21 protein-coding genes are annotated in these 23,058 nt (G+C 38.3%); 17 read left to right on the top strand and 4 right to left on the bottom strand.

Annotated elements, in window-relative coordinates; genetic code table 11:
- Window positions 1-337: 337 nt before the first annotated feature.
- Genes Gferi_RS07200 through Gferi_RS07190 form a run of 3 tightly spaced genes read left to right on the top strand, consistent with a single transcriptional unit; the run spans window position 338 to window position 3,344 of the window.
- Window positions 338-1,633 (top strand): CitMHS family transporter, encoded by a 1,296-nt coding sequence (locus Gferi_RS07200; RefSeq protein ID WP_069974974.1) that lies wholly within the window; start codon window positions 338-340, stop codon window positions 1,631-1,633.
- Window positions 1,634-1,685: 52 nt separating this feature from the next.
- The gene (locus tag Gferi_RS07195; protein ID WP_069974972.1) at window positions 1,686-3,041 is read left to right on the top strand and encodes an acyclic terpene utilization AtuA family protein; all 1,356 of its coding nucleotides are present in this window, start codon (window positions 1,686-1,688) and stop codon (window positions 3,039-3,041) included.
- Between the two features lie 3 nt (window positions 3,042-3,044).
- A complete protein-coding gene (locus Gferi_RS07190) occupies window positions 3,045-3,344 on the top strand; it encodes an AtuA-related protein (protein ID WP_069974970.1) in 300 nt (99 codons plus the stop codon).
- 129 nt (window positions 3,345-3,473) lie between these two features.
- Here Gferi_RS07190 and Gferi_RS07185 read toward each other — a convergent pair whose 3' ends face one another.
- Window positions 3,474-3,800, bottom strand: coding sequence for a UTRA domain-containing protein (locus Gferi_RS07185; RefSeq protein ID WP_257785995.1), 327 nt, complete (start codon window positions 3,798-3,800; stop codon window positions 3,474-3,476).
- A 25-nt stretch (window positions 3,801-3,825) separates the two neighbouring features.
- Here Gferi_RS07185 and Gferi_RS07180 point away from each other — a divergent pair, with 25 nt between their 5' ends.
- The 5 genes from Gferi_RS07180 to Gferi_RS07160 all read left to right on the top strand — a co-directional run bounded on the left by Gferi_RS07180 (window position 3,826) and on the right by Gferi_RS07160 (window position 8,944).
- The gene (locus tag Gferi_RS07180; protein WP_069974966.1) at window positions 3,826-4,050 is read left to right on the top strand and encodes a phosphoheptose isomerase family protein; all 225 of its coding nucleotides are present in this window, start codon (window positions 3,826-3,828) and stop codon (window positions 4,048-4,050) included.
- 86 nt (window positions 4,051-4,136) lie between these two features.
- Window positions 4,137-5,336, top strand: a complete 1,200-nt coding sequence (locus Gferi_RS07175) for an N-acetylglucosamine-6-phosphate deacetylase (protein WP_069974964.1) — start codon at window positions 4,137-4,139, stop codon at window positions 5,334-5,336.
- A gap of 41 nt (window positions 5,337-5,377) precedes the next feature.
- A complete protein-coding gene (locus tag Gferi_RS07170) occupies window positions 5,378-6,055 on the top strand; it encodes an HAD family hydrolase (protein WP_069974963.1) in 678 nt (225 codons plus the stop codon).
- A gap of 118 nt (window positions 6,056-6,173) precedes the next feature.
- A complete protein-coding gene (locus tag Gferi_RS07165) occupies window positions 6,174-7,553 on the top strand; it encodes a YjiH family protein (protein ID WP_083273422.1) in 1,380 nt (459 codons plus the stop codon).
- Between the two features lie 227 nt (window positions 7,554-7,780).
- Window positions 7,781-8,944 (top strand): pyridoxal phosphate-dependent aminotransferase, encoded by a 1,164-nt coding sequence (locus Gferi_RS07160; RefSeq protein ID WP_069974961.1) that lies wholly within the window; start codon window positions 7,781-7,783, stop codon window positions 8,942-8,944.
- A 49-nt stretch (window positions 8,945-8,993) separates the two neighbouring features.
- Here the strand turns inward: Gferi_RS07160 and Gferi_RS07155 are convergent, their stop codons facing one another.
- Window positions 8,994-9,764, bottom strand: coding sequence for an IclR family transcriptional regulator (locus Gferi_RS07155; protein WP_083273421.1), 771 nt, complete (start codon window positions 9,762-9,764; stop codon window positions 8,994-8,996).
- A 425-nt stretch (window positions 9,765-10,189) separates the two neighbouring features.
- Here Gferi_RS07155 and Gferi_RS07150 point away from each other — a divergent pair, with 425 nt between their 5' ends.
- From Gferi_RS07150 to Gferi_RS07125, 6 genes are all read left to right on the top strand, one after another.
- Complete coding sequence (locus tag Gferi_RS07150) at window positions 10,190-10,882, top strand: response regulator transcription factor (RefSeq protein ID WP_069974959.1); 693 nt, start codon at window positions 10,190-10,192, stop codon at window positions 10,880-10,882.
- 103 nt (window positions 10,883-10,985) lie between these two features.
- Window positions 10,986-12,788: a sensor histidine kinase gene (locus Gferi_RS07145; RefSeq protein ID WP_236932707.1), complete on the top strand. Its 1,803-nt coding sequence runs from the start codon at window positions 10,986-10,988 to the stop codon at window positions 12,786-12,788.
- Window positions 12,789-13,043: 255 nt separating this feature from the next.
- A complete protein-coding gene (locus tag Gferi_RS07140; RefSeq protein ID WP_236932706.1) occupies window positions 13,044-13,451 on the top strand; it encodes an adenine nucleotide alpha hydrolase family protein in 408 nt (135 codons plus the stop codon).
- A 56-nt stretch (window positions 13,452-13,507) separates the two neighbouring features.
- Entirely contained in the window at window positions 13,508-14,860 is a 1,353-nt protein-coding gene (locus Gferi_RS07135; RefSeq protein ID WP_069974957.1) for an HlyD family secretion protein, read from the top strand.
- 12 nt (window positions 14,861-14,872) lie between these two features.
- The gene (locus tag Gferi_RS07130; RefSeq protein ID WP_069974955.1) at window positions 14,873-15,604 is read left to right on the top strand and encodes an ABC transporter ATP-binding protein; all 732 of its coding nucleotides are present in this window, start codon (window positions 14,873-14,875) and stop codon (window positions 15,602-15,604) included.
- Complete coding sequence (locus Gferi_RS07125; RefSeq protein WP_069974953.1) at window positions 15,604-16,878, top strand: ABC transporter permease; 1,275 nt, start codon at window positions 15,604-15,606, stop codon at window positions 16,876-16,878. Before Gferi_RS07130 ends, Gferi_RS07125 begins: the two co-directional genes overlap by 1 nt.
- Before the next feature lie 107 nt (window positions 16,879-16,985).
- Here Gferi_RS07125 and Gferi_RS07120 read toward each other — a convergent pair whose 3' ends face one another.
- Window positions 16,986-18,644, bottom strand: a complete 1,659-nt coding sequence (locus Gferi_RS07120) for a ribonuclease J (RefSeq protein ID WP_069974951.1) — start codon at window positions 18,642-18,644, stop codon at window positions 16,986-16,988.
- A gap of 389 nt (window positions 18,645-19,033) precedes the next feature.
- Window positions 19,034-19,639 (bottom strand): class I SAM-dependent methyltransferase, encoded by a 606-nt coding sequence (locus tag Gferi_RS07115; RefSeq protein WP_069974949.1) that lies wholly within the window; start codon window positions 19,637-19,639, stop codon window positions 19,034-19,036.
- A 308-nt stretch (window positions 19,640-19,947) separates the two neighbouring features.
- Here Gferi_RS07115 and Gferi_RS07110 point away from each other — a divergent pair, with 308 nt between their 5' ends.
- From Gferi_RS07110 to Gferi_RS07100, 3 genes are all read left to right on the top strand, one after another.
- Window positions 19,948-21,027 (top strand): DUF5667 domain-containing protein, encoded by a 1,080-nt coding sequence (locus tag Gferi_RS07110; RefSeq protein WP_069974947.1) that lies wholly within the window; start codon window positions 19,948-19,950, stop codon window positions 21,025-21,027.
- Between the two features lie 151 nt (window positions 21,028-21,178).
- Window positions 21,179-22,201 (top strand): alpha-hydroxy-acid oxidizing protein, encoded by a 1,023-nt coding sequence (locus Gferi_RS07105; protein ID WP_069974945.1) that lies wholly within the window; start codon window positions 21,179-21,181, stop codon window positions 22,199-22,201.
- 264 nt (window positions 22,202-22,465) lie between these two features.
- Window positions 22,466-23,056 carry a TetR/AcrR family transcriptional regulator gene (locus Gferi_RS07100; protein ID WP_069974943.1) on the top strand — a complete coding sequence of 197 codons (591 nt, stop codon included), beginning with the start codon at window positions 22,466-22,468 and terminating at the stop codon, window positions 23,054-23,056.
- The last annotated feature ends 2 nt before the right edge of the window (window positions 23,057-23,058 follow it).

Genomic DNA, 23,058 nt, shown 5'->3' with positions numbered 1-23,058 from the left:
CGGCAATAAGTAAAAAGAATAGAAAAAAGAGGAAATCCTTTGCGCATTTCTGTTCTATCTCCCTTTAAAAGCAGAGATGAATTTCTAATTATTTAGAAATTCATCTCTGCTTTTAAAGTTTTCTCTATTTAAATAGGATGGATGAATGCTTATATTTCCAAGAGGCGGCTCATCTGGAGAAATACCTAGAATTGCAATGGATTGATAAAAAACAAACATTAAATGGTTCTGGGCCGTATGAGATTTAAACTTGAAACTTTTTTAAAAAAGAGAGAATGGCATGATACTTGCTAAATTATTCATTTGAAAGAAAAAAATTAATAAGGAGGAATTTTGAATGTTAGCATTACTTGGTTTTTTTACGATTATTGTTTTATTAGCACTTATTATGACAAAAAAAGCTTCACCTGTAGTAGCACTTGTAGCAGTACCTACCATAACAGCGGTTGTTGGTGGATTTGGTGCAGATGTTGGAAAATTTATTACGGATGGCATCAAGTCTATAGCTCCGACGGGAACGATGTTTATCTTTGCTATCCTATTCTTTGGTGTTTTAACGGATGCAGGGACCTTTGAACCAATCATTAATAAAATACTCCAGGTAGTTGGAAAAGATCCCGTTAAGATAGCGCTGGGTACAGCAGTATTGGCAATGCTGGTTCATCTGGACGGATCGGGTGCAGTTACTTTTTTAGTGACAGTTCCAGCAATGCTGCCGCTGTTTGATGCCCTTGGAATGCAAAGAACCACTCTGGCTACGATTGTGGCATTGTCGGCTGGTACAATGAATATCCTACCATGGGGAGGCCCCACAATAAGAGCGGGAACTGCCCTGGAGGTACCTGTTACAGAATTGTTTAATCCTATACTTATTCCTTTCTTTGCAGGGCTGGCCTTTGTATTATTTGTATCTTACCGTCTTGGGAAGAAAGAAAAGGAACGGATTGGAAACTTAGATACTGCAAATATAAATGTGGATAGAAAAGTAGATGAAGAAAAGGCAAAGATTGCTCGCCCTCATCTTTTCTTTGTAAACGTTGCGATTATTATATTGGCTATTGCTGTTTTAATTATGGATATGCTTCCAGCTACAGTGATATTTATGTTAGCTTTTGCTATTGCACTAACCATTAACTATCCGAATGTAAAAGATCAGAGAGATCGAATTGACGCCCATGCAAAGGCGGCGCTTATGATGGCAAGTATACTCTTCGCTGCAGGTGCATTTATAGGGGTTATGCAAGGCTCAGGAATTATCAAGGAAATGGCTGCTTTCACAGTGTCCGTTATTCCTACTTCTTTAGGTAAGTTTATACCTGTGATTACAGGGCTGATTGCGATGCCTGCCAGTTTATTATTTGATCCGGACTCTTTCTATTTTGGCGTACTTCCGGTACTTGCAGAAGCTGCTAAAGGTTTTGGAATAGCAGGAATTGAGGTAGGAAAAGCGGCCATTATGGGACAGATGACTACCGGATTTCCTGTGAGTCCTCTAACAGGAGCTACATTCTTACTGGTTGGACTCACTGGTGTTGATTTGGGAGAACACCAGAAGAAAACGATCCCTTATGCTTTTGCAACAACAATCATCATGTTAGTTGTTGCCCTAGTTGTAGGTGCTATTAAACTATAGATTGCATAGCTGTGTTATTAAAATGGATATAAAAACTTAGGAGGTCAGTGGAATGAAAACAATTCGCATAGGTGCTGGTGCTGGATATGCAGGAGATAGATTAGAACCGGCATTAGAGATCATGGAAAAAGGCAGCTTGGACTATATTGTTTTTGAATGCTTAGCAGAAAGAACAATTGCTATTGCACAAGAGCAAAAATTGAAGGACCCTGGTAAAGGCTACAATGGACTTTTAGAATATCGTATGAATAAGGTACTTCCTTTATGTGTTGAAAAAAAGGTAAAAGTGATAACCAACATGGGAGCTGCCAATCCTTTGGCTGGAGCAAAAGCTATAAAAAAGATAGCTGAAGAGAAAGGGATCAAAGGATTAAAAATAGCCGCGGTATTAGGAGACAATATTTTTGAAAACATAGACAAGTATCTGGACTATGATGTACTTGAACTGGAAACAAAACTGGAAACTATAAAGGATCAAATTGTTTCAGCAAATGCCTATACGGGAGTAGATGGGATTGTAGAGGCATTAGAAAATGATGCAGATATTATTATCACCGGGCGTGTAGCAGACCCTTCCTTGGTTCTTGCGCCTATCATGTATGCATTTGGATGGAACTGCGATGAATACGACAAAATTGGAAAGGGGATCATGATAGGACACTTACTGGAGTGTGCTGGACAAATAACAGGGGGATATTTTGCAGATCCAGGGTACAAGGATGTAGATGATTTATGGAATCTTGGGTTTCCGATTGCTGAAATTAGCGAAAATGGGGATGTAGTAATCACAAAAGTAGAGAAAACAGGCGGAAATGTTACTACAGCTACATGTAAAGAGCAGCTAATTTATGAGATTCATGATCCCAGCACTTATATAACGCCGGACGGGATAGCGGATTATACCAATATAACCATGGAGCAGATTGAAAAAGATAGGGTGCTGGTCAAAGGTGCTACTGGCCGGCCAAAGACGGATACTTTAAAGGTAAGTATCGGATATAAAGATTGTTTTATAGGAGAAGGGGAAATGAGTTATGGCGGTACCGGCGCCTATGATAGAGCAAAGCTAGCGGGAGAGATTGTGGAGAAGCGGTTAAAGGCTACTGGTGTAAAGGTTGAAGAACTTAGGATAGACTATATCGGTATAAATTCCCTTTACAGGGATCAAATCAGTGATGCTATGTTCCACGACAGATCACTTTGCAAAGAGATACGCTTAAGGGTTTCAGGAAGAACAATCAATAGAAGTGATGCAGTAAAAATAGGCAATGAAGTAGAGGCATTATATACCAATGGACCAGCTGGCGGCGGCGGTGCTACCTTAGGGGTAAAAGAGATTGTCTCTATTGCTTCTATTTTTATACCAAGAGATGACATCCAAACGCAAATTCATTATGAGGAGGTTTAAGAAATGAAATTAAAAGAAATCGCCCATTCCAGAACTGGTGATAAAGGAAATATCTCAAATATTTCTTTAATTGTATTTAATGAAGCAGACTATAAGCTAATTGAAGAAAAGGTTACAGCAGCGCGTGTAAAAGAATGGTTTAAAGACATCGTGCAAGGAGAAGTGAAAAGATACGAGCTGCCTAAGTTAGGTGCCTTAAATTTTGTGATGGATAAGGCCCTCGGCGGCGGTGTGACTAGATCTCTTGCACTGGATAAGCATGGTAAAAGCCTTAGCTTAGCACTCCTTGAAATGGAAATTTAAATGAAACAGCTGCATTTTGAATGCAGCTTAGATTGATAAAAAGCAAACCCCTATATTCTTACGGTATAGGGGTTTGCTTTTTATCAATGGAATGGAAGGCTCATTAAAAGTTCAGTAACAGACCAGTAGCTATGGCGTATTGGAATACAAATAATAAGTATATCGGTCTCCCACATAATAAGTTTCTGTATACTCAAATATTTCGCCACTTTCTAAGAAGCTGGGGTGGACAATTTTAAGAAGTGCAGTATCATTAATTTCCAGGAGCTTTTTTTGTTCCACCGTAGGAAGTGTAGCATTTACAGCGTAATTTGAAACTTTTGGCAATATTCCTAAATCATCTTGAATGTATTGATAAAAGGAACCTTCTAAGGTACTGATGTCCAAGGCTGGCACGATATCACATTTTATATAAGTATAGCTTAATGCGATTTTTATTCCATCAGCTGTACGAATTCTAGAAAAATAATTGAAAGAAACAATGAAAGCGATGACACCGCATCATTATTTTATCGGTTCTCCGGTAAGCAGTTATACGCCGTCAGAGAAAGATTTGATTACTGATTTTGTAGATGATCCTTTCTTCTCTGTGTGGGAATATATTCAACCGCTGCAAATTGTCGCTGCACTGGCACCTATAGAATTGGGAATTAATCCTGATATCCCGGCTGATCCAAAGTTTCATCAGAAAATGGGAAGCAAATAAGTCAAAAAGGGTTGCCTAAAGCAGGCAACCTTTTTATAAAATTGGGGAAAGGGAGAAGGCAATATAGGCATGAATGGAGGCAGGCCATGTGTATCTATATTAAAGCATCGAAAATCTACTGTGAAGAGGGGGGGAAAAAGGGGTTTTTAAAGCTGGAAAAGGGAAAGTTTGCTGGTACATATGAGGAAATACCAAAGGGAGCCGAATACATTGATTATGGTAATCATCGTATTATTCCGGGTATTTTTGATACCCATAACCATGGGGCTATGGGTTACTCGGTTAAAATGAGAAAAACAAAAGACTGTATTGAAGAAATACGGGGCTACCTTAAAGCATTACCAGCCCATGGCGTTACAATGGTGTTTCCAACTGTAATGGGTGATTTTGGGCATGAGGCAATTGCGCAAGTGACGGAGGAAAAGCTGCATGGCGCAAGGATTGCAGGGATTCATTCCGAGGGGCCGTATCTAAGCAGGGTAGGAGAAAATGGCAGACCCAAGCCTTACCCGGAAATATCATTAGAGGCGACAAGGCACATTGTTAAAAGGTCGGGGGGAAAACTAAAATTATTTGCGCTGGCACCGGAAATCCACGGCACGGAAGAGGTAATTCAATACCTTATAGAACACAATATAACAGTAGCCATTGCGCATAGCAACTGTAATGCCATGCTGACACGGAAGGCTATTGATGATGGAATTACTGTAGCAACACACCTTGGAAATGTTATGACAGGAATTCATCATAGAGACATAGGCGTTTTAGGGGTCTGTTTATTGGATGACAGGGTAGATTGTGAACTCATTTGTGATGGTATCCACATATGTAATGATATGCTGCAACTGATTTTAAAATTGAAAGACAATCGCCGTATCATGATGATATCCGATGGCACACCCTTTTCAGGCGCGCCAGCCGGTATGTATGCAGGAGAAACTAACGGGTCTGTTTTACAGGTAGAAAAGGATGGACGTATATTAGATGAAGATGGCAGAATCAATGGAAGTTCAAAAACTGTTTTAGACGGAATAAGAAATCTGGTAGAAAATCTTCACATGCCCTTGGAAGAAGTTTTGCCCATGGCATCATTGAATCCATGCCGAAAATATGGATTTGCAGATACAAAAGGCTCTATTGCGCCGGGAAAAGATGCAGATTTTGTTGTCATTGACGAGGGGTTCCAGGTTGTTGCTACATATATAATGGGAGAAAAAGTATACAGTATAGGACAAAAAGGGGAGTTGTACAATCCAGACTTTATAGAGCTGAATAAATTATTATAATACAGCTGAATAGTGCCGGATACGGATAAAGGGGGAGAATCATGGCAGATAGGATTGATCGCTATAAGAGGATTAAAGCGGTAATATTTGATTTGGATGGTGTACTGGTGGATACAGAAGTGATATATGTAAAACGAATGGAGGAATTTTATAAAACACATGGCATAATGCTTCCAAAAAAAGCCTTGAATGCAACCGTTGGGGGCACCTTAGATGTTAGCTGGAAGAAATTGAAAGCGCATAGTCCAAAAGAATGGGATATTGAATTTTTTAGGAAAACCTATCGGGAATATGCTGCTACCCGGGAGTTTTGTTACAAAGAGCATCTAAATGAGGGGGCTATGGAGGTGCTAAAGGCACTAAAGAGACAAGGGTATCTAATGGCGCTGGCATCTTCCACACCAATGGAACGGCTAAACCGTGCAATGGATGAATGCAATCTGAAGCCTTATTTTACATCTGTTTTGAGTGGAGAAATGTTTGTTGAAAGCAAGCCCAATCCTGAAATTTACTTAAAATCAGCAGAACTGCTGGGATTTCCTCCGTCGGAATGCATTGTTGTAGAGGATTCTCATTATGGAATACAATCTGGAAAAAGGGCAGGCATGAAAGTTATTGCAAAGCGCGAAATGAAGCTTGAAATTGATCAGAGCAATGCAGACTATTTTATTCACGGCTTGAGGGAAATCATACCACTGTTAGAAGAAATTAATTCGTAGGACTGGAGTTTAAATTGAAAAACAATTCTGAAATGGCGTTTCAAAATCACTTGCAAAGGTCCCATGTATGTAGTAATATAAAATTAAAATGAAACAATGTTTCAAAGGGGGAAGGTATATGAATATCAAAGAAACAACCGATAAACCTAGTTTTTCTACAAATCAAATTCTGAAATTTGCAATTCCATCGCTGATTGGTTTATTACTATTTGTCATTCCACTTCCCTGGGGCGGCGGATCACTCACCATTGGAGTTGGATATCTGGCGTCACAGTTTAGTGCATCATTTGGCAAAGCCTTGCCAGGATTTATGGTATATGTTGTAATTACAAGTGCTGTTATTACGCTGCTCTCAACCATAATAAAACCCAAATTTATTTTAAACAGCAAATTTTTAAAGGACTTATTGATTGTTAATCCGCTTACATTAGCGATTCGAGTAATCGCAGCAGTATTTGCTTATGTAGTTTTATATTCTGTAACTGCTGTTGGATTTGATAAAATATCAGATCCGAATACCGGCGGTGTTGTTGTGAACGATTTATTTCCAGTCCTAGCAACCTGGTTTTTCTTCTCAGGATTCTTTTTGCCCTTATTAATGGAGTTTGGATCAATGGATTACTTAGGAACATTAATTCGTAGATTTATGAGACCCTTATTTAAGGTTCCAGGTCGTTCGGCTATAGATGCAATAGCATCATGGATTGGTTCAGGACCAGTAGGCGTTGTTATTACGGACAAACAATATCAGGAAGGTTATTATACTTCTAAGGAAGCTGCAATTATTTCTGTATGTTTCTCTCTAGTATCGTTGCCATTTGCAGTATTTATTGCAAGCTTTTTAGAGTTGTCCGTAAGCTTTATAGCTTTTTATGGTGCGATCAGCATTTCTTCTTTTATAGCTGCTATAGTTTTACCACGAATTTATCCTTTAAATAAGAAATCGGAGGCGTATTTTGAAGGTGTCGATGTTAAAATTAACGAGGAAGTACCATCAGGGAGAAGTATTCATGACTGGGCCCTTGAACGTGGTATTATTAGAGCTGAACAGGCTCCTAGTTTCATGGGAATTATTAGCTCAGGCTTAAAAACTGTTGCGGATGTATATTTTAGTTTAATGCCAATCGTTATGCTGCTAGGAACAGTTTCATTAGTCGTGGCAGAATATACGCCGCTGTTTAGTACGATTTCTAAACCATTAATTCCATTGTTTAATTTAATGAAAGTACCGGATGCCTCATTGGCAGCGTCCGCTACATTGGTAGGATTTGCAGATATGTTTTTACCGGCAATTTTTGTTAAGGGTTCTGAATTTGAAATTACCCGATTTATTATTGGTGCACTTTCTTTTACCCAGTTAATTTATTTAACAGAAACAGGTGCGATTATTCTCCGTTCTAAGATTCCAGTTAATTTTAAAGATCTACTGATAATATTCTTAGAAAGGACGGTCATTACACTGCCGATTATCGTTATTATGGCACATTTTATATATTAAAACAGAATGAATATCGCTAGATGTCGCCGATGAGGAATTTAGAAATATAAAAATATAAATAACCCGGTTCTATATTCGAAACTTAGTTTCGAATATATTTTGTCATCGTTATGAAACGGTGTTTCAATCTAAGCTTTGTTCCATAACGATCTCATGAAAGCCAAAAGTCATCTATTAAAAGGACAAAACATACAGGTATGGATGCTGACGAAGAGGGGGATATATTAATGAAACATAAATATATTGCTAAAAGATATTGGAAGGATGCTACAACACCTATGGGACAATCCGATGTGCTGGCAAAGCAATATAGTGATGTTATCGATTTAAGCCTGGGAGATCCGGATTTAGTAACGGATGATATTATTATTGAAAATGCATTAAAGGATGCCAAGCAAGGACATACAAAATATACCGATTTCCGAGGGGACATTGAATTAAGGAATGAAATACGAAAATATTACAGAGAGGAATATCAGCTGGAATTAGAAGATAAAGAGGTGATGGTGGTCACTAGTGGATGCTTGGGGATGTATCTGGCATTAGAGGCGATTATTGACGACGGAGACGAAGTAATCATTCATCAACCATGCTTTACACCTTATATGCAGCAGATTGAACTGGCAAGAGGGGTGCCGGTTATTTTAGATACCTATGAGCATGAAGACTTTCAAATTAGCATAAATCGCCTGGAACAACTCATCACAGAAAGAACAAAGGCGATTATAATAAATTCACCCAATAATCCTACAGGAATCTGTTTCACAAAAGAAACACTGGAAAAAGTTGCTGCTATTGCAAAGCAATATGATCTGGTTGTTATTGCAGATGACATATATGGATTGTATAGTTTTGAAGAACCTTTTATTCCTATCAGTACATTAGAAGAAATGAAAGAGAGAACCATTACGATTAACAGCTTTTCTAAAGATTTCACCATGACTGGATGGCGGATTGGCAATGTCTTAGCGCCAGCATATATTATAAAAACAATGCAGCAAATTAACGAAAATGTGGTATTCACAGCGCCCTCCATATCGCAAAGAGGTGCTATTTATGCACTTAGACACCGAAAGGAAATTCAACCTAGGATGCTGGAAGAATATAAAAAGAGAGTTTTCTATGCAGCCGATTGGATAAATAAAATATCAAATATGTCGGTGTTGAAACCAAGAGGAACATTTTATCTGTTTGCAAATATAAAGAAAACAGGGCTCTCATCAGCCGAAGCGGCTAATAGAATACTTCACGAAGCCCATGTACTTACATTACCGGGAACTGCCTTTGGAAATTGTGGAGAAGGCTATATTCGTTTAGCCTGTACCTGTACAACGGATAAATTAAGAGAGGCCTTTGAACGTATTTCGAAGATGGATATATTTAGAGATTAAAGACATGAACGTGGGAATCAAAAAAAGAGCAATTTTGCTCTTTTTTTAATTAGATATATTTAGTAGATTCTGAAATGCTTTTTGCACAATCCATTAGCTTCTGTTTGATTTTTTCCATTCCCTTAAACTTCAATCTGCTTGTTGGGCCGGATACGCTAATTGCTGCTATGATTTTTCCGTCTATATCCTTTATTGCAGAAGCAACACAGGACAAACCATATTCGTACTCTTCATGATCAAAAGCAATATCCTCTTCTATAATAGAACCTTTAATCTTTAAAAAATCTTTTATATCAATAATTGTATTGATCGTCCGTTTTTCAAGCTCATTCGATGAGAAATATTTTAGTAATTCTTCTTCTGTAGCATGTGATAAAAATATTTTTCCCATAGAAGAACAGTTTAATGGACTGATGGGGATAAGTTTTGATACTAAAGAGGAAGATTCCCCTTCTTCGCTGTAAACGGTTAAAACATTTTCTTCATACTTAATGCCAATATTTACGGTTTCACCGATTTCTTGAGACAGTTTCTTAACAATTGGGGATGAAATACTAATTAGATTCATTCTCTCTTTTGCTTTATTGCCATACTTAATCAACCCTTTTCCCAGAATATATTTGTCATTTTCAGATCTTTCTACAATATCCCACTTATGAAGGGTATTTAATATTCTAAATATATTTGCTTTAGGAAGATCAAGTTCTTTTGCTATCTGGGAAATGCCGACGGGATCTTGGTGGTTGGATATATAGTAAAGTATTTCGAAGGCCCGGTCGATCATTGTTATATAATTTGTGTCATTCATATCATGACGCACAATATCACCTCAAATTATTTATTCGGTACAGGTTTAGTTTTTAAACGCATGATGGAAAAAGAATTATTATAAGCAAAGGAAGTCAGTGATTCAAGTGTCTTTGAATATAGAATAACCAATATAAAGATTCGACAACAATTAGATTTCTCCTTTGAGGAAACTCTACAAATTTTATTAATGTTATATAGAGAGAATGACTTGCAGTCCGTATTGTTCCCGATATAAAAATTGAACTTCCGAATCACACATCTATAGGATTTATTGTATAATTGGAATATGGGATAGGTAGGAATGCTATAAACAACATATAACAGGAAATTTGCAGGTTTATTATATCTATTTGTAACTGCTTCAAATAATATAATGTAATTTGCAAATATTAAATAAAATACAAAACTATCTAGGATTTAGGGGTGAATTTAAATTTGAGTGCAATTGGACATATTCTCATTTGTGATGATCAATTTATTATCCATGAGACAATTCGTGCATATTTAAAGGCAGATGGATTTGCTTATGATTCTGCTTATGACGGAGAAGAAGCTTTGAAAAAAGCTTATGAAACGAAACCCGATTTGATTATTTTGGATATTATGATGCCAAAAATAAATGGAATTGAAGTGTGCCGCACCTTGCGCAAAACCACAGATGTACCAATCATTATGTTGACTGCTAAAGGAGAAGAAATAGACAAAATTCTGGGTCTGGAGTTGGGCGCAGACGACTATATTGTAAAACCCTTTAGCCCCCGGGAAGTAGTGGCACGTGTAAAAACAGTCTTGCGCCGCAGAACATCCCAGCGCAAAGAGAATGAGCCGATAATACGTTATGAAGGGTTAGACGTGAATATATCCTCCTATGAGGTGCGGTTAAACGGGGAAATTGTTCATTTTACGCCCAAAGAAGTGGAAATCTTGTATTTATTGGCTTCACATCCCGGACAAGTTTTTGATAGGGAACAGATCATCCAGAAGGTCTGGGGAGATGACTATTTTGGTGATACGCGAAGTGTAGATACTCAGATCAAGCGTATTCGTCAAAAACTTTCTTGTGAAGATGTAAAATGGAGTATTAAAAGTATCTATGGAGTGGGTTATAAATTTGAAGTGCAAAGCTAAAAAAGAATGATTTTAATAGAATGCAAGGACCTGTTCTATATGAATCCGCCATGAAGAAAGCTGCGTTGCAGGCTGCTTTAACTGCGGCAGAAAAGGAGTTATTGTGAAGAAGAATGTATTTATTAGACGTATTCTCGCATTAATTATAGGTACAGTTGTATTATACGCCATTCTCAATACCATAATCTTTGTACACATAGCAAACGATTTGTTCATAGAGATGCAAATGCGGGAGCTTAAGCCACGTGCAGAAGTAATTGCTAATTTAGTACTGAAATACCAGCAGGGATTGATGACAAAGAATGAACTTGATGAGCAGTTCTTAGTCAACAATGCAATATGGAATGCTGCTGTGTATGTGTATGACAAACAAGGCAATCTCATAATAAGAAATGAAGAAATCTTAAGAACACGACTTCCACGGGAAGCCCATCGGTATATAACCCCTGTACTGAATGAGGTCTTTGGAGAATACCTTGATTCTGTCTTGACCGGACGAGAAGTTATTGCTACGCAAAGTGAGAAAAATAGGCGTTCATTTCTTGTGGTAGGAGAGCCTGTTATCCATAATGGCACCATTACCGGGGCTGTTTTTCTCACCAAACTGCCGGAAGAGCTTTTAACAGCTCTGCTCGGTTTGAGGCGCTCGATGATGGTAAGTGCATTGGGTGTTTTATTATTAATGATTTTTCCGGTATACGCGCTTACAAGACATATTGTGAACCCATTGAAGCAGATGAGAGATGCAGCCATCAATATGGCAAACGGAAATCTTACAGAACAAGCAAATGAAGACTATAAGGGGGAATTTGGAGAGTTGGGACGTTCTCTCAATTATTTGTCAGCCAGACTGTCTGAAACCATTTCTGCTTTAGAGTTGGAACGAAACCGGCTCAAGCAGACTATCGACGGTTTATCGGAAGGGATTATTGCTATAGATGCAGTGGGAAATATTACACATGTTAATCCTGCAATTTATAATATTTTTGGTATCGGTAATGATGATGGACGTATGGGAATAATCCCTGTTGGAGACATATGGAAAGATTTTGATAGTGTCCTTTTGCAAGGAGATACGATCGTTCGTAGCCTGAAGTGGAAGCAAATGGTTCTAAGAATTACAATTTCCCCTTTAGAGGATGAACAAAATCATATTGTAGGAACAGTTGGTTTGTTCCGTGATGTTACAGAATCCGAGCGTCTAGAACAGACACGGCGTGAGTATGTTGCCAATGTGTCTCATGAACTGCGTACACCGGTATCTGCCCTGAGGGCATTGGCAGAAACTCTAGCCGATGGTATGGCTCCTGATGAAGATACGAAAAAACGTTATTATACCCACATGGTGCATGAAACAATGAGACTTACGAGACTTATCGATGATTTGCTTATATTGTCCCGGCTCCAGTCAGACCCCCATGCAGTACAGCGGGAAGCCTTTAAAATCAATAGACTTATGGCGGATGTAGCTGAACGCTATGCGATACTTGCCGGTGAAAAAGACGTCCGGTTTAATTTTACACTGCTTTCTGAGGACGTAGTATTATGGAGCAATATGGGTTTAGTGGAGCAGGTATTGATTATCCTCCTGGATAATGCCATAAAGTATACGCCCAAAGGAGGCAGCATTTCACTATATGCTTCTTTAGAGGAGGATATGGTTAAGGTATCTGTATCTGATACGGGAATAGGCATAGCTGCAGAGGATATCTCTTATATATTTGACAGATTTTATAAGGTTGATAAAGCCCATGCCACGCAGGGAACTGGATTAGGGCTTGCTATAGCCTTTGAAATCATTCAGCGGCTGGGTGAGCGAATCGTTGTGGAGAGCCATCCGGAAGAAGGCAGCACTTTTACTTTCACCTTGTCCCGTAATCCTGGGCCTGGAATCAAATCTTTATAAAATAGTACTGAAGTTTTTATACACTTCAGTACTATTTTTTTGTATAAATAGGGGTTGTAGGGGATGAAATCCCATGCCGTACTAAGGAGGGTGCTCAGACTGCGATAGCAGTCGTCGAAGGGAACCTAGGGTTCCCTAGCGAAAGCGTCGTAGACGCTCTTTTTGTATTGTCACAATCTTTCATACTCATGCCATTTTTTAGCCACATTGTTTTGATATCATTCTATTATCCCAATAAGAAATAAGGTGAATGAGATGAAACAAAAAAGAACAGTTTTGGTCTGCGTTACAGATCAAAAAAATTGTGAACGGTTGATTAAAGCAGGGCATATGCTTGCAAAATCACAAGACATGGAGCTTAAGGTATTAAGCGTCCAATCCCGCTGCAAATTAAAAAAAATTGAACAGGCGCCCTTGGAATATTTGTTTAATGTGTGCAAATCTCTGGATGCAGAAATGAAGGTATATTGGAGTGATAATGTTAACAACGTGGTTCATAATTATATCCTCAGCAACCGGGTAGCAGAATTGGTCGTAGGAGTACCTGAAAAGATGATGCAAGGCAACTTTGTTTACGATGTTCATCAAGCGTTTCCAGATATCCCTATATCTGTCATAGATGAATCAAATCTTATGAAGACTTTAAGTTTTCAGGAAGTATAAATTCGTGATGGAGAAAGTTAACCTTAAAAAAACTGTTTATTATAGGAGGATCATCCATGGAAAAAATAAAAAGACCTAAAAAAATGATGGTGATTGGCTCAATCGTGCTTGTAATCGCTATTTTGTTAACGGTTAGCGTTTTTTCTGCAGGAAGAGACAGAAGCACTTTTGTTACAGGCTATACTGAGCTTTCCAGAAATGAGCTGGTGAACAGCATTAGCGTATCTGGAACCGTAGAAAGTTATCATGCTCAAAATGTCTATTCCACTTTGAATTATCCGGTAAAAGAGATTAACGTAAGCGTAGGAGATTCAGTGAAATCAGGAGATATACTGGCAAAACTGGATACGGCATCATTAGAGCTGGATATTGCACAGCAGCGCAGTACGCTGGAAAATTCTCAAAAAACTGCAGCGATTGATTTAGATAATAAAAGGCGCACTTATGAGAACACCAGGAGCCAGCATGAAAATGGACTGAATGCAGAGCTGATTAATGCTGAAAATAGCCTTAAAACAGCGGAATCAGATCTTCAAACAAAACAGACAACTTATGAGAACAATAAATCTTTATTTGCGTCTGGCTTTGTCTCCCAGCAAGAATTGGATCAATCTGAAACAAATTATAAACTGGCTGTAAGCAATTATGAAAAGGCGGCGGCAACCCTTAAAACCACAAAGCTAAAATTGGAGCAGGATTTAAAAACAGCAGAAGCCAACTTTAAAAGTGCGGAAGCCAATTACAAAAATGATAGTCAGAGAATTGCCCTTCAAAAGCTTGAAAAGAATCTTGCTGATTCGGCGATAAAAGCACCGGTGGATGGAACCGTCACGGCGGTGTATGCCGTAGTAGGCTCTCCAGGTAATGGACTTTTATTTGTGATTGAAGATACAGAAAGTTTAATGGTTACTACCTACGTAAAAGAATATGATGCGGGAAAAGTGCATCCAGGGCAGCAGGTAACCATTAAATCCGATGCTACAGGCAATAGAATTTTAAATGGAGAAGTCGTTAAAATTTCGCCTGCATCTGCAAAAAATGCTGCTGGTGCAACGATTTCTTCCAGTACAGTGGAGTTTGAAACAGAAGTTGCAATTCTAGATTATGATCCGAAATTGAAAATCGGAATGAATACCCGCATCAATATCATTTTAGAGAAAAAGGACAGCGTTTATGCAGTACCCTATGATGCAGTTACGGTAAATTCTGATGGGCAAAATATTGTCTATGTGATTGCTGATGAGAATGGTAAAAAAATAGTCAAGGAGCAGATCATAGAAAAAGGAATGGAGACGGATCTATATACAGAGATTTCAGGAGATGGATTAGCTGACGGTGTCATAGTAGTAAATGATACGGCCAGTGTAAAACCTGGTGATGTGATTCATTTGCAAACAGCAGGGAAATAGGAGGCAAATATTATGAATGATATCATGATTGATGTTCGTGATCTGGTTAAGAAATTTTATATAGGCAGTCCAAACGAACTGGAAATTCTGAAAAATATATCGTTAGCAGTAAAAAAAGGAGAATTTGTATCCATTGTAGGGGCTTCCGGGTCCGGAAAAAGTACATTGATGAATGTGATTGGAGCCCTAGACCGTCCAACTTCAGGAGAATATGTTTTGGATGGAGCCCCTATCCAAAACATGACCGACAATGAACTATCGGATATCCGAAACAAAAAAATAGGATTTGTGTTTCAGACATTCAATCTGATACCGAGAAATTCTGCATTAAAAAATGTAGAACTGCCAATGCTTTATGCGGGGATGGATAGAAAAGAAAGAAGAGAAAGAGCAGAGGATCTTTTGGAGCTTGTGGGTATGGCAGATAGAATGCATCATTTGCCCAATGAGCTTTCCGGTGGACAAAAACAACGTGTAGCAATATCTCGTGCCCTTTCCAATGAACCAGCGATCATTTTGGCTGATGAACCTACTGGAGCATTGGATTCAGAAACGGGAAGAATGGTGATGGATCTTTTCCATAAGGTACATGAAGCAAAGGGAACGACCATCATATTAATCACACATAACTATGAATTAGCGGAAGAAACTCAGCGAATTGTGACGATAAAAGACGGTAAAATTCTTGATGAAAAGATGAATCTAAGTTATCGTACGGCTGAAAGAGAGCGGGGGGAGAGCTGATGAATTTAACAGAGAATATACTCCTGGCTTTGGCTGGTTTGAAGTCAAATAAGATGCGTGCATTGTTGACCATGCTGGGTATCATCATAGGAATCGCATCGGTTATAGCCATTGTAACGGTAGGAAATTCACTTACCGCTTCGATTACCTCTACAATGGAAGATATGGGGGCTAATTCAATTATGGTAAGTATAAGGGAGCGCGGGGGCGATGAATTTGATCGTGGACCTCGTATGCCTGGCTCTGCTGCTGCTACTCCCGAGGAGAGCGACCTTCTAACAGATGAAGATATAGAAGTATTTACATCACGATTTAGTGACAGAATTGAAACCATAAGTCTATCTCATGGCGTTGGCTCTGCTAAGGCTCAGGACGGAAGACTTTACGCAAATGTGAGTGTGACAGGCGTCAACGACGGATACCAAAAGGCGAGCAACGTAAAGGTTACTGCTGGACGATTTATTACGGAGCAAGATATAAAATCAGTAAAGAAAGTCGCGGTTGTATCTGATAAGCTGGTGAATAATATGTTCTCAGCCGGAATAAATCCTTTAGGCCAGGAAATAAAAATATATTCTGCTGATAGCATTGAGACTTATACAATTATCGGGATTTATAAGTATGAGACCTCATCCTTTATGCCCAGCCCTTCCTCAGAAAAGGACATGAGCACCAGCTTCTATATTCCAGTGAGCTTGGCAAAGCAGGATGCTGCAACGAAGAATTATCAGACATTTACAGTAGTTACAAAAACAGGCGTGAATGCTGCACTTTTTACGGAAGACATAAAAAACTATTTTTCAAAGGTCTATGAAAACAATACGAAGTGGGAGGCAAGTGCAATGAATATGGAAAGTGTCATTTCAAACATGACTTCCATGTTGAGCACTGTTTCCATTGCGATTTCGGTCATCGCAGCAATTTCACTTTTAGTGGGCGGCATTGGTGTCATGAATATTATGTTGGTTTCAGTTACAGAGCGTACCCGTGAGATTGGTACAAGGAAGGCTTTGGGGGCGAGAAACTCCTATATTAAAGTTCAGTTTATCGTGGAGTCAGTGATTATTTGTATGATAGGAGGGATTATTGGGATTATCCTAGGGTTAATCCTTGGTGCAGTAGGCGCTGCACTCTTAGGATATCCTGCGACGGCATCTCCTGGGATTATTCTTTTAAGTGTTTCTGTAACCATGTTGATTGGCGTGTTTTTTGGATATTATCCTGCCAATAAAGCAGCAAAGCTTGATCCTATTGAGGCACTCCGGTATGAATAAGGTTTAATAGATAGAAGATTCATCAATATAAGAAAAGGGGTTTCGCCATTTAGAGCGAAACCCCTTTATTGCATTTTGTGATTATAATATAGAGAAAGGCAGAGGGTTTACACCTCCATGATGATCGGTAGAATCATTGGTTTTCTCTTCGTTTTTGTATAGAGATAATCGCCTAATGATTTTTTGACATGGTTCTTAATGGTACTCCAATCTTTTCCTTGACACTCAGCAAGTCCACTTTTTGTAATTGCGCGTATTTCTGCAATCAGTTCCTCTGATTCCCGTACATAAATAAAGCCTCTGGAAATGATATCCGGGTTGGTTAGCGCCGTACCTGTTTCCTTATCAATCGTTATGATAATAATAACCATCCCATCCTGGGATAAGAGTTTTCGGTCTCTCAATACAATGTTTCCGACATCTCCAACACCCAGACCATCTACAAATACTTTACCGGAAGGTGCGTTGCCGGCAAGTTTTGCTTGTGAAGAATCTAATTCTAAGATATTGCCTGTATCCATGATAAAAATATCCTTTGTAGGCATACCTAATTGTTCTGCAAGAAGTCCATGATGTATAAGATGTTTATATTCACCATGCACCGGCATGAAAAATCTGGGCTTAACCAAGCTATGAATTAATTTTAATTCCTCTTGGCAAGCATGTCCTGAAACATGAATATCCGCTAATGATTCATAAATTACCTTAGCGCCCTTTTGAAACAAATTGTTAATTGTTTTTGAAACCATTTTTTCATTTCCCGGTATAGGTGTTGCGGATATTACGACTAAGTCTCCGGGAACGATCTCAACCTGTCTATGGGTGGCCGATGCCATTCTGGACAATGCAGCCATGGGTTCTCCTTGACTTCCTGTAGTGATGATCATTAGTTTTTCAAAAGGATAGCTATTGATATCGTTGATATCGATGAAAGTACCTTCTGGAGCACTCAAATATCCTAATTCCAGGGCAACATTCACTACATTGACCATACTTCTACCGGAAATCGCTATTTTTCGGTTAAAATTAACAGCTACATTGATGATTTGTTGAACGCGATGAATATTGGATGCGAAGGTAGCTACGATAATCCGTCCTTGGATATTTACAAATATTTTCTCAAAGGTTTCTCCTACAATTCTTTCCGACAATGTATAGCCCTCACGTTCAGCATTTGTACTGTCGCACATAAGGAGCAAAACTCCTTTTTTCCCTAATTCTGCAAATCGTGCTAAATTTATTGAAGCTCCTTCTATAGGGGTATAATCTACTTTGAAATCGGATGTATGCAAAACGATGCCAACAGGCGTATGGATTGCCAGGGCAGCAGCATCTGCAATGCTATGGCAAGAGTGTATAAACTCTACTTGAAACACGCCGAGTTCAATTGTTTGGCCTAGTTGAACCACTTCCAAAGTAGTGTCAGAAAGCATACGATGTTCTTCCAGTTTTGTTTTTAACAAGCCTAGAGTGAGTTTTGTTCCATAGACAGGTACGTTGAAATCTCTTAGTACATAGGGTAATGCTCCGATATGATCTTCATGTCCGTGTGTTAAGACAATCCCTCTAATCTTGTCTTTTTTGTTTCTTAGATAGGTAAGATCTGGGAGAACCAAATCAATACCCATCATTTCATCTTCAGGAAAAGCAACTCCACAATCTACGATAATAATATCTTCGTCATATTCAAAGACTGTAATGTTCTTTCCTATTTCACCCAATCCACCTAAGGGTATGACCCTTAACTTCTTTTTGCTTTTCGACATAATAATCTCCACCTTGATTTTATTTATATATATATATTGATCGATAGAACGTTAAATAAACCTGGTATTTTAAAACACTCTGTGTTCAAAAGAACTTCTTAATTATAAGCTATTTTAAACAATAAAACCACTTATATAGATCTGTGACTGAGAAATTTAACATTCAACCCGATTTTATTCCAGATCCTGGTAGGGGGGACTATGTGTCCTCTCGAAAATGAAGCGGGCAGACACACAGGTCTGCCCCTACGGTCTTGGATGGATAAATAAGGATCGGCGAGAGCGTCGATCCCTACATTACTGTTTTAGATTTACCTAGGGAACGGTGTTTCACCGTTCCGTTGAATATTAAACTTCTCAGGTATTCCTTGAAGCATATATTAGATATTTTACTTTTCACAAACAGCCACCATTAAATAATATTTTTTATCTGGTTTTGGGATTTCAATTGTCATATCGAGCTGATGATACATGGTGACTTTTCTAAATGGCTTTAATATATCCATGAATTCTTCTTCCGTATATTGATAGACATGATAGGGGTTGGAACAAGGGTGATCCTTGCCACGTCCGAAGGGAGTGGAAAGAATAAGGGTTCCACTGGGCTTAAGCAAGTTATATAGATTTTGTATAAACTTTGTGTCTCCATCGAAATGCTCAATGGTTTCAAAGCTTATAATAGTATCAAACTTTCCGTAAATATTATGAAGTTCTTCGTTCAATGCATCATCGACAAAATAAGATGCTCGCGGATAGTTATAATGATTTATGGCATAGTCGATGCTTTCGGAGCAGTTATCAATTCCTACATACTCTGTAATGGTGTGATTCCTATTTATTAGTATTTCACTGCCATAACCTACGCCGCAAGCGATGTCTAAAATTCTGCCCCTACAAAACTTCCGGGCAAATCTATAACGAAATAAATGTTCAAGCAATATTCCGCTCTTTGGACTCATTAATTTGGGGATCACTCTTTCTCCTGTATATTGCATGCTACTGTCCTTTCAGTTTGATTTACAACTATTTATAATTAAATAATATTTAATATAATTATACCAAATATATATAAATGATTCATAAGGTTAAAGTTCAAGATAGATAATTTCATAAAATAGGACTTATAAAAAATCTTCTGTGAAAATCCATGGAGGATTTTTTTGTTGGAAAATACGCCTTATTTAAGTAAAGAATATATTACCATCTGCAAAACTGAAACAAACGGACCTAAAAAAATTAGCAGGCACGTATTCTTTAACATCCGCAAAGGACAATTACAGACAGATAAAGGGAGGACAAATTTATGAAAAAAGCGATTATATCAGGATTGATGGCAGGATTATTGACAATTACTCCGGTATTTGCAGACACAACAAATATAGTAGAGGCTGCTCCTGGAATAACACCTGACAGTGTATTTTATGTAGTGGACAGATGGGTTGAGGATATTCAGCTTGCATTCAATGGAAATCCAGAAAAGAAAGCAGCGTTATTGCATCAGATGTCATTGGAAAGACTTGCAGAAGCGGAGAGAATGCTGGAGGAAAATAAAGAAGAGCATGTTAATACTGCATTTGAAGGATATATCTTTAAGTTAGAATTGATTCAAGAGATTATAGGAGAACTAATAATAAACGAAGATATTTCTGATGAAATAAAGGAAATGTTAAGCAATCGCTTAGAGGAGCTTACTGAGATTCGTGATGAAACGATAGCTGTAGTTGAATCAGAATTAAAAGTAAAAATAGAAGAGAAGGTCGACAGCGCATACTTAGTGGCTAATATCGTAAAAGGGCTGGATGTAGAGAAAGTCAAAGCACTAAGATCTGAAATGAAATTAGGTTATGGACAAATCGCCCATGTCTTTCGATTGGCAGATGCTGCAGACCTGTCTGTCGAAGAAGTGGCAGAACTGCTGAGTCAGGGAAAAGGTATCGGGCAAATAGCGAAAGAATTAAACGTACATCCCTCTGCACTAAAAGGAAAGAATAAAAAGGCAGTACATATTGATGTAAACATTACTGCTGAAAATGCTGATCAAGAAGAAGTGGAAGAAGATAAGGAAGGTCAGGAAAGTTTAGGAGCTAAAATAACAGAAACTGCTAAATCAGAAAAAGTAAAAAAACAAATTAAGACGATTCTAAAAGATTCTGAAAAGAAATATGGTACAGCGTTAGAAGCAGCTTCTCGAAAAGAAGGTACTGATGAAAAAGATAATCAGGAAGAAACTAAGACAGAATCACAAGAAAAAGAAGAAAATCCTAAAGTGAAGGGAAGCAAGGAATCGGAAAAAAAGAAAGAAGTTGTGAAGCAAGAAGAAAGGGTAAAATCAGAGAAATCAGAATCTGTTTCAAAAGACAATAACGGAAAGAAAAAGAATTAATATATGGTAAAATGCGATAGGCGATTCATTTTGGCTTATCGCATTTTGTCTATTATAGTGAAGTATGCGTTCCATTACTTGACAAGAGCAGAAAAATATTCAAAAATGGGATAAGACTTATTTTATTACTTTAGAATAGTGAGGTGGAAAAATGGATTTTAAAAAGCTGATAGGAAATGCAAAACAAATTGAAGGCTTTAAGTGCAGAGTCTGTCCTCAATGCAATGGTAAGGCTTGCAGGGGGGAAGTACCTGGACCTGGAGGCAAGGATTCGGGGATGGCTTTTATAAGGAATTATGATAAGCTGAATGAAATCAAGGTAAATTTAGATACCATATATGCGCCGGTATCTGTGGATACATCTCTGGAACTCTTTGGAAAGCCGTTTAGATATCCAATCTTTGCGGCACCGATTGGAGGATTGATCCCCAACTATGGTGATAAACATGGTATCGATGATTATCATTATTCCAAGGCTATCATAGAGGGCTGCAAGAGGGCTGGAACCATAGGCTTTACTGGAGATGGTGCAAAGGATGAATTTTATACAGAACCGCTTCGGGTAATCCAGGAAAATGAAGGATGGGGTATTCCTACAATTAAACCATGGAAACAGGAGGAAGTGATAAAACGAATTGAACTGGCGGAAAAGGCAGGAGTTCCAGCTGTTGCAATGGATATCGATGCAGCAGGGCTTATACTCTTAGCTATGGCAGGAAAGCCGGTGAGTCCAAAACCCGTCGAAGAACTAAAGGAAATTATTTCTGCAACGAAACTTCCTTTTATTTTAAAGGGTATTATGACTGCAAAGGGAGCAGAGAAGGCGCTGGAAACAGGAGCTTCTGGCATCGTAGTATCCAATCATGGCGGAAGGGTATTAGACCATACACCAGCTACTGTTGAGGTACTGCCTGAGATCGTAAGGGCTGTAGGTGGAAAAATGAAGATACTTATTGATGGAGGTATCCGTACAGGACTGGATGTTTTGAAGGTACTGGCTCTGGGTGCAGACGGTGTGTTGATCGGGAGGCCTTATGTGGTTGCCGCCTTTGGGGGAGCTGCAGAAGGTGTAGAGTTGTATACGAACCGGATTGGTGTTGAGCTGGAAGAGGCTATGCTTATGACGGGATGCGGCAGCCTGCAGGAAATCACTAGCGAAGTGATCTATAAGTAATTCTTACATCTTGTATCAAGTATTTTATATTGTAAATCATGTCTGCTGTAGAGGTCTTTGATCCTCTACAGTTTTTTTATGAAAAACGATAAAGGATTTGTAGGCTGTAATGGCTAGCGTGGGTAAATATAATTAAAATCATTTTGTTGAATAAGTATTGCTACATATTGGAGAACAATATATAATAAAAATGTACTCATTTAGTATGAAAGTATAATATTTGTCCATAAATTATTTACAGCGCTAGGGGGTGTAACCTGTGCCATGGCAACGCAAAGTGAGATCAAATACAATCGATTAATGGAAAAGGCGGAGGAACTTTTTATAAAATTAGGCTATAAAGCAGTTTCTATGGATGATATCGCTGAAGCAGCAGGTATAAGTAAAATGACAATCTATAAGCACTTCTCTTCAAAGGAAGATCTTTTCCTAAAGGTAACCTTTTCACTGATGGAAAAAAACAGCAGACTGATAGACCAGGAGATGAAAAACATATCTGGAGTATTGGAGAAAATAGATTTTCTTATGAACTATAATATGAAAGCCACAAAGGACTTCTCTCTTGCTTTTTATAGGGATGCAATGTCCATTCCTTATATTACAGAAAAGTTATTAGAAGAAAAATATAAAATTAGCAGAGAGATGTTTGAAAGGATTATTAGGGAAGGTATGGAAAAGGGAGAAATTAGAAAGGTCAATGTAAAATTTGTGACAGATATGCTGATTATGATTGTTGGCGGCTTTGCAGAATGTTTTTTAGACAAAATCAACAGTATGGAAGAAATAGATCAAGTGGTAGCAGATTTTTATGATTTTCTAAAATATGGCCTCTTAGGGGGACACGGGGTGAAATAAAT

The sequence above is a fragment of the Geosporobacter ferrireducens genome (assembly GCF_001750685.1).
Taxonomy (GTDB): Bacteria; Bacillota; Clostridia; order Peptostreptococcales; family Thermotaleaceae; genus Geosporobacter; species Geosporobacter ferrireducens.
The sequence above is the reverse complement of the archived record's forward strand: the minus strand, read 5'-3'. Positions and strand labels throughout refer to the sequence as shown.